This is a genomic window from Streptomyces sp. NPDC048644 (assembly GCF_043199105.1).
GTDB lineage: Bacteria > Actinomycetota > Actinomycetes > Streptomycetales > Streptomycetaceae > Streptomyces.
Genome location: NZ_JBICVO010000008.1, coordinates 125,321 through 139,236, shown reverse-complemented (window position 1 = coordinate 139,236; position 13,916 = coordinate 125,321). Strand labels below are relative to the sequence as shown.

Here is a 13,916-nt window from a genome sequence, read left to right as displayed (position 1 = left end):
GCGGTCAGCGGCACACCGGACTCGCCGGCCGGCTGCCGGGCACGCAGTCGGGCAGCTCGCCCGTGCGGTCCACCCGCCGCAGTGCGGACCGCCCGCAGACGCCGCACAACTGCCAGTGCAGGACGATCAGTTGGCCGCCGCAGTGCACCCCTGGTGAGGTGTAGGCGAGGGCCGTCGCGGTGTCCGTTCCGCAGGAAGGACAGGCGCCGGCGGCGGTCACCTGGCACCCCGCACGGCACCCGGCGCACCACCGGTGGCGGGTCCGCGGCCCGGCCGGACGGCCACGGCCGCGGCCAGCGGCAGCAGCCACTCCGCACCCTGCGGCAGCCCGCCGGCCGCGTCGGGGTGCAGGACGAGGACGAAGCCCGTCGCGAGCACGGCCAGGAAGGCCAGTGCCGCGAGGGGCAGGGCGACGTTCAGCTGGAAGGACATGAGGCTCCTCGCTCTCCTCCGCCCCCGGGGCGGGGGCAGTCGCAGGTGGTCACAAGGGCAGTGTGCGCAGCGGGAGAGGGCCGTACCACGGGACGGAGACGCGCGTAGACCTTCCCGGGCAGCACCGTGCCGGTACCGGACACTGGCGAACTCCCGTGTATTTCACGGACAATGACGGTCACTCACGAACGTCTGGTGTCACCACCGGCGGACAGCTCGGGAGAGGCATGACCAGCCGTACCGATCGGGCTCCGGGCCCGCTGGCCGATTTCGCCGCGGAACTGCGGCGGGTGAAACGCGAGTGCGACAACCCCACGGACGGGGTGATCGCCGAGAAGATGCGCTGTTCGCGCAGCGCGGTCTCCGCCTACGTCAACGCGCACCGCTTCCCCGACTGGGAGGCGACCGAGGCGTTCGTGCGGGCCTGCGGCGGCCGGCCGGAGCGGCTGCGCCCGCTGTGGCGCCGCACCGCCGACGCCCTGGACGCGTTGCAGCACGGCGGTACGGCGCGGCAGGTCGTCGGCGAGGCCATGCTGTCCGCGCACTGGTACCGCACCAACCCGGAGTTCTACGGCGCAGCCGCCGAACGGATCCGCAGCGCCCGTGCGTCCGTCCGCGTCACCTACACCCGCTGCGAGCCGCCCACGCACTACACGACCCCGGCGTCGGCCGAGTACTTCGACGCCATCCTGGACTGGGCACGGGAGGGCTCCGACGGCCGCTATGTGCAGCGCGTCATCGGCGTACCCGAGCCCGCCGGGTCGCCGCTGCCGGAGATGCTCGACTGGGCGCGCCGACACCACGATGACACCTGCGGCATCAAGAACTACCAGGCCAGGGTGTTGCGATGGGGCGCGGACGCGGACGGCCTCAACATGGCGCTGATCGACGACAACGTGGTCTTCCTGGCCTTCTCCGGCGGCGCCCAGGAGAAGCTGAACGGCTTCAGCGTGGAGGACCCCACCTTCATGTCGTACTTCTCCGGCTACTTCGACCAGTTGTGGGGAGCGCTGCCCCGCCTCGGCTCCTACCTGGCGCGGCCCACGGCCGGTTGAGCCGCTCCCCGAGGGGCGCGCAGGACACCAGGCACACACCTCACTCGTCGAACGTGAGGACGAAAGGGGCTGGTGGGGCAGCGAAAGGCCCCGATAGGTTCGGCGCGACCTTTGTGACCCCAGGGGAGTGAGTATGCGAAGAACGCTCAGAGGGCTGTTGTCGCTCGCCGTGCTCATCGGCACGGCGGGCGCGGGAACCACCACGGCGGGAGCGGCCACCGCCGCCGGGCCGATACCCAGCGCCACAGCGGCGACCGGCACCGCCGGCCCGGCGTCCGCGGACATCGAGGACCGGATACGCGCGATACCCGGTATGAGCCTCATAGCGGAGAAACCGGTCGACGGGTACCGCTACTTCGTCCTGAACTACACGCAGCCGATCGACCACCGCCACCCCTCCAAGGGCACCTTCCAGCAGCGGCTGACCCTGCTCCACAAGTCGGTGGACCGCCCGACCGTCTTCTTCACCTCGGGCTACAACGTCAGCACCACGCCGTCCCGCAGCGAACCGACCCGCCTCATCGACGGCAACCAGGTCTCCCTGGAATACCGCTACTTCACCCCGTCGAGGCCGCAGCCCGCGGACTGGCGGAAGCTGACCATCCGGCAGGCGGCCGACGACCAGCACCGCATCTACCAGGCGCTGCACCGCATCTACCGCAAGAACTGGATCGCCACCGGCGGCAGCAAGGGCGGCATGACGGCGACGTACTACCGCCGCTTCCACCCGCAGGACATGAACGGCACCGTCGCCTACGTCGCGCCGAACGACGTCGACAACGACGAGGACTCCGCGTACGACCGGTTCTTCCGGACCGTCGGGACCGCCGAATGCCGAAGCGCCCTGCACGCCGTCACCCGCGAGGCGCTGAAGCGGCGTGACGAGATGGACGAGCGGTTCGCGCGGTGGGCGGCGAAGGAGAAGCGCACCTTCGGCCTCTTCGGCACCGTGGACCGCGCCTACGAAGTCATGGTCACCGACCTGGAGTTCGGCTTCTGGCAGTACCAGCCCGCCGCCACCGCCTGCGCCGACGTGCCGAAGCCCGGTGTCTCCACCGACGACCTGTGGACGTGGATGGACGAGGTCGGCGGCTTCGCGAGCTACACCGACCAGGGCATGGAGTCGTACACGCCGTACTACTACCAGGCCGGAACCCAGATGGGCGAGCCCGGATACCGCTACCCGCACCTGAAGGGGCTGCTCAAGTACCCGGGCATCAACAATTCCCGCACGTTCGTGCCGCGGGACATCCCGATGCGCTTCGACAAGCGCGCCATGCCGGATATCGACCGCTGGGTGCGCCACCACGCCGAGCGGATGATGTTCGTCAACGGCGAGTTCGACCCGTGGAGTTCGGAACACTTCGAGCCGGGCAAGGGCGCGAAGGACGCGTACGTCTTCACGGTCCCCGGCGGCAACCACGGCTCGGACATCAGCCTCCTGAAGGACGCGGACCGGACGAAGGCCACCGCCGCACTCCTCGACTGGTCAGGCGTCGGAGCCGGTGAGGTGACGCCGCAGGCGCCGTACGACAAGAAGCTGGACCGGCGCGAGAGCCGTCGGATGCCGGCGCTGCGCCCGTGACCTCCTGACCGCGACAACGGCGCGCTCCGGGCCCGGAGCGCGCCGTTGTGGTGCCGGGGTCAGTACGCCAGGCCGTGCCCGACCGGGTAGAGCGCGGTGTCCGGGGCGTCGGCCCGCATCACCGGCACCGGAAGACGACCCTCCGGTTCCCGCCGTCCCGCGATCACCCGGGCGGCGGCCCGCAGCTCGACGTCCGTCCAGCAGTAACTCGCGAGCCCCGCACGGACCCCGTCCAGCTGCGCGATGTCGTACGGGCCGCGGACCGCCAGCTGCACCACCGGCTTCCCGGTCGCCAGCAGCGCGGCGACCAGGGCGCGCTGCGGGGAGTCAGCGGTCACGTCGTACGTGGCGACCACCACCGCGTCGTGCTCGTCCAGCGCCGCCACCGCGCGGTCGATCAGCTCCTGGGACGGTTTCGGGCCCGTCGGCAGCGCGGTCGCGGTGAAGCCGAGCCCGGTCAGCTCGCGCGCCAGAACATCGGTGGGCGGCCCGCCGGTGCCGGTCGGCGCGGCGGCGTCCACCCCCGCCACCAGCACGCGGCGCTCGCGGCGGCGGGAGAGCGGCAGCAGCCCGCCGTCGTTGCGCAGCAGCGTGGTGGTGCGGTCCGCGATCCGGTCCGCGGTGTCCAGGTGCCGACGGGTGCCGACCGCGTGGTCGACGGCCTGCCGCGAGGTGTACGGATCGGCGAACAGGCCGCGGCGCTCCTTGAGCAGCAGGATGCGCAGCAGCTTGGTGTCGATGTCGTCATCGGCCAGTTCGCCGTCCTTCATGGCCCGCACGACGGCGGCGTGCGCGACGGCGAGGTCCGGCGGGTTGAGCAGCTGGTCGACACCCGCCTTGAGGGCGAGGACCGGCACCCGGGCGTCGCCGTACTTCTCCCGCACGCCCTGCATGGCGAGTGAGTCGGTCACCACCACGCCGTCGTAGCCCAGGTGTTCGCGGAGGACGCCGGTGAGGATGGGGTGCGAGAGGGTGGCCGGGTCCTCGGACGGGTCGAAGGCCGGGACGACGATGTGCGCCGTCATGATCGCGTCGATGCCGGCGGCGATGGCGGCCCGGAACGGCGGGGCGTCGAGCCGTTCCCACTCCTCGGCGGTGTGGTGGATATACGGCAGCCCGACGTGGCTGTCGGTGTCGGTGTCGCCGTGCCCGGGGAAGTGCTTGGCGCAGGCCGCGACCCCGGCGCTCTGGTAGCCGCGCACCGCGGCGGCCACCCTCCTTGCCGCTGCCTGCGGGTCGGCGCCGAAGGAACGGACGCCGATGACCGGGTTGGCCGGGTTGACGTTGACGTCCGCGTCCGGCGCGTAGTCCTGCCGGATTCCCATCGCGTACAGCTCGGCACCGCTGATCCGGCCGGCCGTCCAGGTGTCGTCGCGCGAGCCGGAGGCGCCGAGGGCCATCGCCCCGGGCAGGAGGGTGGCGGGCGCGCCGATCCGCGCCACGGCGCCGTGCTCCTGGTCCGTGGAGATCAGCAGCGGCACCGGCACCCGCTGGGCCGCACCGGCCCGCTGGATGCCGTTGGACAGCTCGGCGATCTGGTGCGGATCGCGGGTGTTGTGCGCCCAGGTGAAGTAGATGATGCCGCCGACGTGGAACCTGGCGATCAGCTCAGCGGCGTTGGTGACGCCGATCTCCTTGCGGTTGGCCTCCACGTCGGCCGGGTCGGGGTCGGTCGCGGAGTGCCCGTAGACCCGCATCACGAAGAGCTGGCCGGCCTTCTCCTCCGGTGTCATGCCGGAGATGAGGCGCCGCAGCCGGTCCCGCGCCGCCGTGGCGCCGCGGTCGTCGGATACGGACGGCGGGCGGACGGCGGCCTGCTCCGCGGCCTGCGCGGGACCGGCCGCGGCGCAGGCGGCGGCTGCCGCTGCGGCGGTGGTCAGGACGGTACGTCTGGAGTGCATGTGCGCTCCTTCCGGAGGGCTGCCCCGGCGAAGTGGAGGAAACGTCCAAGGACAAACGGATAACCCGAAAGTGAGATCGGGTCAATGACCCGGCGGGCGGTGGCGCCCGGCGGTTGCGGACCACCGGGGAATGTGCGGGCCGGACCCCGACGGCGGCTCGGGGCGGGCAGGGATGAGCCCGGACGGCAGGTCAGGGACGACTGAGGGAGAGCCGGGGCGTCAGGTCAGGGACGACTGAGGGAGAGCCGGGGTGGCAGGTCAGGGACGGCTGGGGGAGAGCCCCGACGGTGCATCAGGGGCGGGGCGAGGGATGGCTCAGGGGGCGGGCCGCGCGGCCGGCAGTCCCTGGAGGTGGCGGCGGCCGGCGGCCAGCAGTCCCGGCAGCGGCGCCGCCTGCGGATACCACCGCTTCTCGTACTCCCAGCACAGCCAGCGCCCGGTGCCGGACTCCTCGACCGTCGCGTCCACCGTGCCCGTACCTCTGCCGAGCGCGGCCAGGCAGTCGGCCAGCGGCAGTGTCCCGGTGCCGAGCGCGAGTGGCGTCAGGTTCTCGGCCGACGCGACGTCCTTGACCTGCACATAGCCCAGGTACGGAGCGAGCGCCGCGTGACTTGCGGCCGGTTCCTCGCCGCCGAGCCCGGTGTGCAGCACGTCCCAGAGCGCGCCGACGGACCGGTGCCCCACCAGGCCGAGCACCCGGGCGGCGGCTGCCCCGGTGCGGTGCGAATCGTGCGTCTCCAACAGGACGCGGACCCCGAGCCCGGTGGCGAACGGGGCCAGCGCGGCGAGCCTGCGGGCGGCGTCCGCGTCGGCATCGGCGGCCGGCCGGTCGCCGCCCCCGGGGAAGACCCGTACGAACGGCGCGCCCAGGTCGGCGGCGAGTTCCACCAGTTCCCGCAGCCGGTCCGCCAGATCCCGCTCGCCCGCCGCGTCCTGCTCCTCGGCGACGCGGGCGTACCCGGCGACGGCCAGCACTGTGACCCCCGCGTCGGCGAACTGCCCGCGCACCACGGCGCGTTCGGCCCCGCTCACCCCCGGGTGCACCGGCTCCTCCGGGTGCGCCCGCAGCTCCACCCCCTGGTATCCGGTGTCCACCGCGAGCCGCAGCACCTCGGGCACCGGCATGCCGGGCACCCCCAGGGTCGAGAACGCGTAGCGCACCGCACCGGCATCCCGGCTCGTCCGGCTCATGGGTTCCTCCCGTCCGTGAGGTCACACAGGGGCGCCCCGGGGAGCGTGCCCCGGAGCCGGGCCACCGTACGCCGCGCGGGCCCGCCGCGCAGGGTGGCGGCGCGCCGCGGTGCGGGCTGTTTCCGTCCGGGCGGCGCACCGCTACCGTCGGTTCACCAGCGCGCCGCACCACCGCCGTTGCCGCCGCACCGCGTAAGGGGCCGGACCGTGACACACACGACCGTACGCATCGCCATGAACGGCGTGACCGGGCGCATGGGGCACACCCAGCACCTGGCACGCTCCGTCCTCGCCCTGCGCGACGAGGGCGGCCTGACCGCCGCCGACGGGACGGTGATCAGGCCCGAGCCGGTACTCGTCGGCCGGTCGTCCGACAAGCTGCGGATACTGGCCGACCGCTACGGCATCGACCACTGGAGCTGCGACCTGGACACCGTGCTCTCCGACGGTTCCGTGGGGATCTACTTCGACGCGCAGGTCACGGCGGCCCGCGAGGCGGCGGTGCGCAAGGCCGTCGCCGCCGGGAAGCACGTGTACGTCGAGAAGCCCACCGCGGGCGACGCCGCCGGCGCGCAGGAACTGGCCCGGCTGGCCGAGGCGGCGGGCGTCAAGAACGGCGTCGTCCAGGACAAGCTCTTCCTGCCGGGACTGCGCAAGCTCCGCCGCCTGGTGACGGACGGCTTCTTCGGCCGCATCCTGTCCGTACGGGGCGAGTTCGGCTACTGGGTCTTCGACGGCGGCGGCCTGCCGTCCCAGCGCCCCTCCTGGAACTACCGGGCCGAGGACGGCGGCGGCATCGCGGCCGACATGTTCCCGCACTGGGAGTACGTGCTGCGCGAGCTGTTCGGCCCGGTCACCAGCGTCCAGGCACACCTGAGCACGCACATCCCGCGCCGCTGGGACGAGAACGGCGTGCCCTACGAGGCGACGGCCGACGACGCCGCCTACGCGGTCTTCGAGCTGGCCGGCGGCATCGTCGCGCAGATCAACTCCTCCTGGGCGGTCCGTGTGCACCGCGACGAACTGGTGGAGTTCCAGGTGGACGGCACCGAGGGGTCGGCCGTCGCCGGGCTGCGCGGCTGCCGGATCCAGCACCGCGCCACCACGCCCCGGCCGGTCTGGAACCCCGACGTGCCGTCGGCCGACCGCTTCCGCGCACAGTGGCAGGAGGTGCCCGCCGACGCCGATGACGGCAACGCCTTCAAGATGCAGTGGGAACTCTTCCTGCGGCACGTGGTCTGCGACGAGCCCTGGCGCTGGGACCTGGCGGCCGGCGCACGCGGCGTCCGGCTCGCCGAACTGGGCGTGCGCTCCGCACGGTTGGGCCGCAGGCTGGAGGTCCCGGAGGACGGCGGGTGACGGCCACGCCCGGTCCCGGCGGCGTTGTCGTACCCCGGCGGTACCGTTCGGAGCATGGACAGCACGGTCAAGCCGGCAGTGGTCGAAGGGGTCCTGGAGCGGATCACCTACGCCAATGAGGAGAGCGGCTACACGGTCGCGCGCGTCGACACGGGGCGCGGCGCCGGTGACCTGCTGACCGTCGTCGGGGCGCTGCTCGGCGCGCAGCCGGGCGAGTCGCTGCGCCTGGAGGGGCGCTGGGGCTCCCACCCGCAGTACGGCAAGCAGTTCACGGTCGAGAACTACACCACCGTCCTGCCCGCCACGATCCAGGGCATCCGCCGCTATCTCGGCTCCGGCCTGATCAAGGGGATCGGCCCGCGCATCGCCGACCGGATCACCGAGCACTTCGGCCTGGAGACCCTCGACGTCATCGAGCAGCAGCCGGAGCGCCTGGTCGAGGTGCCGGGCCTCGGCCCGAAGCGGACGCGGCTGATCGGCGCCGCGTGGGAGGAGCAGAAGGCCATCAAGGAGGTCATGATCTTCCTCCAGGGCATCGGCGTCTCGACCTCCATCGCGGTGCGCATCTACAAGAAGTACGGCGACACCTCCCTCTCCGTGGTCCGCGAGGAGCCCTACCGCCTGGCGGCCGACGTGTGGGGCATCGGCTTCCTGACGGCGGACCGCATCGCCCAGTCGGTCGGGATTCCGCACGACAGCCCGGAGCGGGTCAAGGCCGGCCTCCAGTACGCCCTGTCGCAGTCGACCGACCAGGGGCACTGCTTCCTCCCCGAGGAGCAACTGATCGCGGACGCCGTGAAGTTGCTCCAGGTCGACACCGGCCTGGTCATCGACTGCCTGGCCGAGCTGGCGGCCGACCCGGAAGGCGTGGTGCGCGAGAAGGTGCCGGACGGCGAGGGCGGGGAGCCGGTCACCGCCGTCTATCTGGTGCCCTTCCACCGAGCCGAGATCTCGCTGGCCGGCCGGCTGACCCGGCTGCTGCGGACGGACGAGGACCGGATGCCCGCGTTCCGGGACGTCGCCTGGGACCGGGCGCTGGCCTGGCTGGCGCGGCGTACGGGCGCCGAGCTGGCGCCCGAGCAGCAGGACGCGGTGCGGCTCGCGCTGACCCGGAAGGTGGCGGTGCTCACCGGAGGCCCCGGCTGCGGCAAGTCCTTCACGGTCCGCTCCGTGGTCGAGCTGGCCCGCGCCAAGAAGGCCAAGGTGGTGCTCGCGGCCCCCACCGGGCGGGCCGCCAAGCGGCTGTCCGAGCTGACCGGCGCGGAGGCTTCCACGGTCCACCGGCTGCTGGAGCTGAAGCCGGGCGGGGACGCCGCGTACGACGCCGAGCGGCCTCTGGACGCCGACCTGGTGGTGGTCGACGAGGCGTCGATGCTGGATCTGCTGCTCGCCAACAAGCTGGTCAAGGCGGTGCCGCCGGGAGCCCACCTGCTGCTGGTGGGGGACGTCGACCAGCTGCCTTCGGTCGGCGCCGGCGAGGTGCTGCGGGATCTGCTCGCCGAGACGGGCCCGGTGCCCGCCGTCCGGCTGACCAGGATCTTCCGGCAGGCGCAGCAGTCCGGGGTGGTGACGAACGCGCACCGCATCAACTCCGGGGTGCTGCCGCTGACGCAGGGCCTGCCGGACTTCTTCCTGTTCGTCGAGGAGGACACCGAGGAGGCGGGGCGGCTGACCGTCGAGGTGGCGGCCCGCAAGATCCCGGCGAAGTTCGGCCTGGACCCGCGGCGGGACGTCCAGGTGCTGGCGCCGATGCATCGCGGACCGGCCGGTGCGGGCGCGCTGAACGGTCTGCTCCAGCAGGCGGTCACCCCCGCCCGCCCCGACCTGCCCGAGCGCCGTTTCGGCGGCCGGGTCTTCCGCGTCGGCGACAAGGTCACCCAGATCAGAAACAACTACGAAAAGGGCCTCAACGGCGTGTTCAACGGCACGGTCGGCGTGGTCACCGCGCTGAACGCCGACGAGCAGACGCTGACGGTGCGCACCGATGAGGACGAGGAGGTCCCTTACGACTTCGACGAGCTGGACGAACTGGCGCACGCCTATGCGGTGACGATCCATCGATCGCAGGGCAGCGAGTACCCGGCAGTGGTGATTCCGGTCACCACGGGCGCCTGGATGATGTTGCAGCGCAACCTGTTGTATACGGCCGTGACCCGGGCAAAACGACTGGTGGTGCTGGTGGGTTCCCGCAGGGCGCTGGGGCAGGCCGTGCGCACCGTTTCCGCCGGTCGGCGGTGCACCGCGCTGGATCACCGGCTCGCGGGGGCGATGTGAGGGCGCGGCCGACTTCCCTTATCGGGGCGAAGGGGAGCAGGATGGGGCAGGCAGACGGCACTGAGTGCCGTCTGGAGGCCCTATGGCCGACCCCGAGTGCACATCCAAGGTCCAAATGGGGGAAGGTATAGGCAGTCAGGGCACCTCGAAGAAGAGGCACAACGTCGGTGAGGGATGACGTGAGCGACAACTCTGTAGTACTGCGTTACGGGGACGGCGAATACAGCTACCCGATCGTCGACAGCAGCGTCGGCGACAAGGGCTTCGACATCTCGAAGCTGCGCGCCCAGACCGGTCTGGTGACCCTGGATTCCGGTTACGGCAACACCGCTGCGTATAAATCCGCGATCACCTATCTGGACGGTGAGCAGGGGATTCTGCGCTACCGCGGCTACCCGATCGAGCAGCTTGCAGAGCGCAGCACGTTCGTCGAGACCGCCTACCTGCTGATCAACGGTGAGCTGCCCACCGTCGACCAGCTGTCGAACTTCCAGCAGGACATCACGTACCACACCCTGCTGCACGAGGACGTCAAGCGCTTCTACGACGGCTTCCCCCGGGACGCCCACCCGATGGCCATGCTGTCGTCGGTCGTCAGCGCGCTGTCGACGTTCTACCAGGACAGCCACAACCCGTTCGACGAGCAGCAGCGGCACATCTCCACGATCCGGCTGCTGGCCAAGCTGCCGACGATCGCGGCGTACGCCTTCAAGAAGTCGGTCGGCCACCCCGTCGTGTACCCGAGCAACGACCTCGGGTACGTCGAGAACTTCCTGCGGATGACCTTCTCGGTGCCGGCCGCCGAGTACGAGCTCGACCCGGTCGTCGTGGGTGCCCTGGACAAGCTGCTGATCCTGCACGCGGACCACGAGCAGAACTGTTCGACCTCCACCGTGCGTCTGGTCGGCTCCTCGCAGGCGAACCTCTTCGCCTCGATCTCGGCCGGCATCAACGCCCTGTGGGGCCCGCTGCACGGCGGCGCCAACCAGTCCGTGCTGGAGATGCTGGAAGGCATCCAGCGGGACGGCGGCGACGTCGACTCCTTCATCCGCAAGGTGAAGAACAAGGAAGACGGCGTGAAGCTCATGGGCTTCGGGCACCGCGTCTACAAGAACTTCGACCCCCGGGCGAAGATCATCAAGGCGGCGGCGCACGACGTCCTCTCGGCGCTCGGCAAGTCCGACGAGCTGCTGGACATCGCCCTCAAGCTGGAGGAGCACGCGCTCTCCGACGACTACTTCGTCGAGCGCAAGCTCTACCCGAACGTCGACTTCTACACCGGCCTGATCTACCGGGCCATGGGCTTCCCCACCGAGATGTTCACCGTGCTCTTCGCGCTCGGCCGGCTTCCCGGCTGGATCGCCCAGTGGCACGAGATGATCAAGGAGCCCGGTTCCCGCATCGGCCGCCCGCGGCAGATCTACACCGGCACCGTCGAGCGCGACTTCATCCCGGTCGAGCAGCGCTGACGGCTCCGCGCCGCGCACGCTGACACCGGCTCCGGCCCTCGCCCCCACCGGGCGGGGGCCGGACGCGTGCGCGGGCGGTGTCATGGCGGCAGAAACGAAAGCGCCCCGCCTCCAGATCCCCCCACGGGTCCAGAGCACGGGGCGCTTCCCATGTCCCGGTTCGGATTCCCCCCACGGGATCCGTCCGGGCGTTCCGGGTGCACCGCGATCTGCCGGGACGCGCACATTCGGGAGGGCCGCTCAAAGCTCCCCGGGCGCGTCGCCCCGGCCACGCGTAGCCGGGCATGATCCCCCAAGATCAGCACGGCTGTTGCCGTGCAGGCCCCGCCGGGGTGCCTGCACGCCCGGTTAGACTCTCGACCCCCCTCAATGGTTACGTTCAGAACCCTGTGATCTGGGTCTCTTGCCATATAGGGGCGAATGCGGTCAAGGGGAACGAGTTGAAAATCGCGGGCCTCACGTATGGGTGTTGTGCCGCTTGTGAGAGTTTTGTGAATGCCGAGGGGCGGGATCCGGCCGCGCCGCCTGATGCGGATGCCGGAGGGGGCGGGCGGCCACTCACTCACGCCGGGCCGCCCGCCCCCTCCGTTGCCCGGCCCCGCGCCCACGCGCCGGACCGGGTGTGACCGTCAGGCCCGGCCCGCCAGTTCGTAGCCCGCCTCGTCGACCGCCTCGCGCACGGCGGCGTCGTCGAGCGGGGCCTTGGACACCACGGTCACCAGGCCGGTGGCGGCCACCGCCTCGACCGAGCTGACGCCGGCGATCTCCGAGATCTCGGACTTCACCGCGCCTTCGCAGTGGCCGCAGGTCATGCCGGTGACCTGGTAGGTCGCCGTGACCCCGGCCTCCTCCGTCGCGACGGGGCCGGACTGGCAGGAGCCTTCGGGGGTGCAGCAGGAACCGTTCGTCGATGCGGCGGTCATGGGAATCTCCTCGTGGTGCCGATGCGTTCCGTGGGATGCCGAAGTGCCGTACGGCGCCGGGGGTGGCGGGTGCGGCCGACGTGCCTCACGTTATACCCCTAGGGGGTATCAATCCAAGCTTCGGCGCGCTCTGCCGCGCCCCGCACGCGTTGCCGCCCGCAGGGCCACGCGTCAGCCTGGTGAGTACGGGCTCGGGGTGGATCCGAGGAGGCGGGCCGGATGAACGTACTGGCCCTCTACGGGCTGCTCGCGCTCACCACGCTGCCACCGCTGGTCCCCAACTCGGCCCTGCTCGTCACCGCCGGGGTGCTCGCCTCCCACGGAGACCTCCACCTCCCGCTCGTCCTGCTGATCGTGGCCGGCAGCGCCGCCCTGGGAGACGTCCTGATGTACCTCGTCGCCCGGCGGTTCGGCGGCCCGGCGCGCGCCTGGATGCTGCGCCGCGCCCGCCGCCGCGCCCTCTTGGAGTGGACGTCCCGACGGATCGAGCGCTACGGCATCCCGTTCGTCATCGCGGTGCGCTTCCTGCCCAGCGGTCGCATCATCGGCGCCGTGGCCTCCGGCGTGCTCCACTTCCCGCTGCGCAAGTACGCACTCGGCACCGGCATTTCCGAGGTGGTGTGGGCGACCTACTCCGTCGGCCTCGGCTACCTCGGCAGCGCCGCAGCGGGCAACCGGCTCCACGCGGCCGGCATCGGCATCGGCGTCTCCTGCACCGTCGCCGCCCTCGCCACCGCCGTGGAGTGGACGGCCCGCCGTCGCGCCGCCCGGCTCCCCGGCGGTGGCGAGGGCGGTGGCCACCGGACGGGCGGCGCGACCGGGAACCACGGGGGCAACGGGCGCGGGAGCGGCGGCGCGACCGGTGAGGACGGCGCCGGGGGTGGCGGCGGACCGGAAGGCCATGGACGGGCCGTCGAACCGGCCGGCACCGCACCCGAGCCCCCGGGACCGGCGCCCGCACCGGCTGCCACCACGGCACCGGACCTCACTCCCGCACCGGCCGTCACCGGGCCCGCCCGGCAGCCGTGGCCCGACTGTCAGTGCCCGCCCCTACCGTGTCGTCATGACCTCTGAGTCGAGCAGCGGTACGGACCACGGAGCCACGGCCCCCACGGGTGCACCGGCAGTACCACCGGTACGTCTCGCGCCATGGCCGGCGGACGGCGCGGCCCTGCTGCGCAGCCTCAACTCGCCGCAGATGACGGCATATCTGGGCGGCCCGGGAACCGAACAGCAGCTCACCGACCGGCACCGTCGCTACCTCGACCTGTCGGGCCCCGGCCGGATGTACGCGATCGTCCTGCTGCCGACGGGGGACGCGGTCGGCTCGATCGGATTCTGGGAACAGGCCAGGTACGGCGGGCCCGGCTATGAGACGGGCTGGGGCGTGCTGCCGGAATTCCAGGGCCGGGGCATCGCGGTGGCCGCGGCGCGAGCCGTCATCGACGCGGCCCGCGCCGAGGGCCGCCACCGCGCGCTGCACGCCTTCCCCGCGGTCCGCCACGCGGCGTCCAACGCCGTCTGCCGCAGGGCCGGATTCACCCTCCGCGGGGAGTGCTCCGTCGAATACCCCAAGGGGCACCTCCGGCGCGCGTACGACTGGCGGTTCGACCTCGGCGCCGCGCCACCGGCACCGTGCGGACCGGCGGATGAAGCGAGGCCGGTATGAGCCCGCCATGCGCCGCTCGTGGGGGCCCGGAAGACCTCGCTGTGGGGCGGTGCCTCCC

General features: G+C 72.0%; 12 protein-coding genes. 7 read left to right on the top strand and 5 right to left on the bottom strand.

Annotation, left to right across the window (positions count from 1 at the left end; all coding sequences use genetic code 11):
- Positions 1–4 precede the first annotated feature (4 nt).
- Complete coding sequence (locus ACGFNI_RS19815) at positions 5–220, bottom strand: hypothetical protein (RefSeq protein WP_393685420.1); 216 nt, start codon at positions 218–220, stop codon at positions 5–7.
- Positions 217–432 (bottom strand): hypothetical protein, encoded by a 216-nt coding sequence (locus tag ACGFNI_RS19810; RefSeq protein WP_393685418.1) that lies wholly within the window; start codon positions 430–432, stop codon positions 217–219. The genes ACGFNI_RS19815 and ACGFNI_RS19810 overlap by 4 nt, the downstream gene beginning before the upstream one ends.
- A 227-nt stretch (positions 433–659) precedes the next feature.
- Between ACGFNI_RS19810 and ACGFNI_RS19805 the strand changes: the two genes are divergently transcribed.
- On the top strand, positions 660–1,487 hold the full coding sequence (locus tag ACGFNI_RS19805; RefSeq protein ID WP_393685416.1) for a helix-turn-helix domain-containing protein: 828 nt from the start codon (positions 660–662) through the stop codon (positions 1,485–1,487).
- Positions 1,488–1,620: 133 nt separating this feature from the next.
- The gene (locus tag ACGFNI_RS19800) at positions 1,621–3,072 is read left to right on the top strand and encodes a S28 family serine protease (RefSeq protein WP_393685414.1); all 1,452 of its coding nucleotides are present in this window, start codon (positions 1,621–1,623) and stop codon (positions 3,070–3,072) included.
- Positions 3,073–3,131: 59 nt separating this feature from the next.
- On the opposite strand, the gene ACGFNI_RS19795 is transcribed toward ACGFNI_RS19800, so the two are convergent.
- Together ACGFNI_RS19795 and ACGFNI_RS19790 are read right to left on the bottom strand one after the other, a co-directional pair.
- Positions 3,132–4,973: a glycoside hydrolase family 3 protein gene (locus tag ACGFNI_RS19795; protein WP_393685413.1), complete on the bottom strand. Its 1,842-nt coding sequence runs from the start codon at positions 4,971–4,973 to the stop codon at positions 3,132–3,134.
- Between the two features lie 315 nt (positions 4,974–5,288).
- Positions 5,289–6,164 (bottom strand): sugar phosphate isomerase/epimerase family protein, encoded by an 876-nt coding sequence (locus tag ACGFNI_RS19790; protein ID WP_393685411.1) that lies wholly within the window; start codon positions 6,162–6,164, stop codon positions 5,289–5,291.
- Positions 6,165–6,371: 207 nt separating this feature from the next.
- On the opposite strand from ACGFNI_RS19790, the gene ACGFNI_RS19785 reads away from it, so the two are divergent.
- The 3 genes from ACGFNI_RS19785 (at position 6,372) to ACGFNI_RS19775 (ending at position 11,266) form a co-directional block, all read left to right on the top strand.
- On the top strand, positions 6,372–7,523 hold the full coding sequence (locus tag ACGFNI_RS19785; protein ID WP_393685409.1) for a Gfo/Idh/MocA family protein: 1,152 nt from the start codon (positions 6,372–6,374) through the stop codon (positions 7,521–7,523).
- 54 nt (positions 7,524–7,577) lie between these two features.
- Complete coding sequence (locus tag ACGFNI_RS19780; RefSeq protein ID WP_393685407.1) at positions 7,578–9,797, top strand: ATP-dependent RecD-like DNA helicase; 2,220 nt, start codon at positions 7,578–7,580, stop codon at positions 9,795–9,797.
- A 179-nt stretch (positions 9,798–9,976) separates the two neighbouring features.
- A complete protein-coding gene (locus ACGFNI_RS19775) occupies positions 9,977–11,266 on the top strand; it encodes a citrate synthase (protein ID WP_393685405.1) in 1,290 nt (429 codons plus the stop codon).
- Positions 11,267–11,895: 629 nt separating this feature from the next.
- Here the strand turns inward: ACGFNI_RS19775 and ACGFNI_RS19770 are convergent.
- Positions 11,896–12,189, bottom strand: coding sequence for a heavy-metal-associated domain-containing protein (locus ACGFNI_RS19770; protein WP_393685403.1), 294 nt, complete (start codon positions 12,187–12,189; stop codon positions 11,896–11,898).
- Positions 12,190–12,408: 219 nt separating this feature from the next.
- On the opposite strand from ACGFNI_RS19770, the gene ACGFNI_RS19765 reads away from it, so the two are divergent.
- Both ACGFNI_RS19765 and ACGFNI_RS19760 read left to right on the top strand, forming a co-directional pair.
- A complete protein-coding gene (locus tag ACGFNI_RS19765) occupies positions 12,409–13,263 on the top strand; it encodes a DedA family protein (protein WP_393685401.1) in 855 nt (284 codons plus the stop codon).
- Positions 13,253–13,858 carry a GNAT family N-acetyltransferase gene (locus ACGFNI_RS19760; protein WP_393685400.1) on the top strand — a complete coding sequence of 202 codons (606 nt, stop codon included), beginning with the start codon at positions 13,253–13,255 and terminating at the stop codon, positions 13,856–13,858. The genes ACGFNI_RS19765 and ACGFNI_RS19760 overlap by 11 nt, the downstream gene beginning before the upstream one ends.
- The last annotated feature ends 58 nt before the right edge of the window (positions 13,859–13,916 follow it).

Excerpts from the sequence above, each read along its gene's own strand:
- ACGFNI_RS19810 (WP_393685418.1), bottom strand. The coding sequence starts at position 432 with ATGTCCTTCCAGCTGAACGTCGCCCTGCCCCTCGCGGCACTGGCCTTC.
- ACGFNI_RS19805 (WP_393685416.1), top strand. The coding sequence starts at position 660 with ATGACCAGCCGTACCGATCGGGCTCCGGGCCCGCTGGCCGATTTCGCC.
- ACGFNI_RS19800 (WP_393685414.1), top strand. The coding sequence starts at position 1,621 with ATGCGAAGAACGCTCAGAGGGCTGTTGTCGCTCGCCGTGCTCATCGGC.
- ACGFNI_RS19795 (WP_393685413.1), bottom strand. The coding sequence starts at position 4,973 with ATGCACTCCAGACGTACCGTCCTGACCACCGCCGCAGCGGCAGCCGCC.
- ACGFNI_RS19790 (WP_393685411.1), bottom strand. The coding sequence starts at position 6,164 with ATGAGCCGGACGAGCCGGGATGCCGGTGCGGTGCGCTACGCGTTCTCG.
- ACGFNI_RS19780 (WP_393685407.1), top strand. The coding sequence starts at position 7,578 with ATGGACAGCACGGTCAAGCCGGCAGTGGTCGAAGGGGTCCTGGAGCGG.
- ACGFNI_RS19770 (WP_393685403.1), bottom strand. The coding sequence starts at position 12,189 with ATGACCGCCGCATCGACGAACGGTTCCTGCTGCACCCCCGAAGGCTCC.
- ACGFNI_RS19765 (WP_393685401.1), top strand. The coding sequence starts at position 12,409 with ATGAACGTACTGGCCCTCTACGGGCTGCTCGCGCTCACCACGCTGCCA.
- ACGFNI_RS19760 (WP_393685400.1), top strand. The coding sequence starts at position 13,253 with ATGACCTCTGAGTCGAGCAGCGGTACGGACCACGGAGCCACGGCCCCC.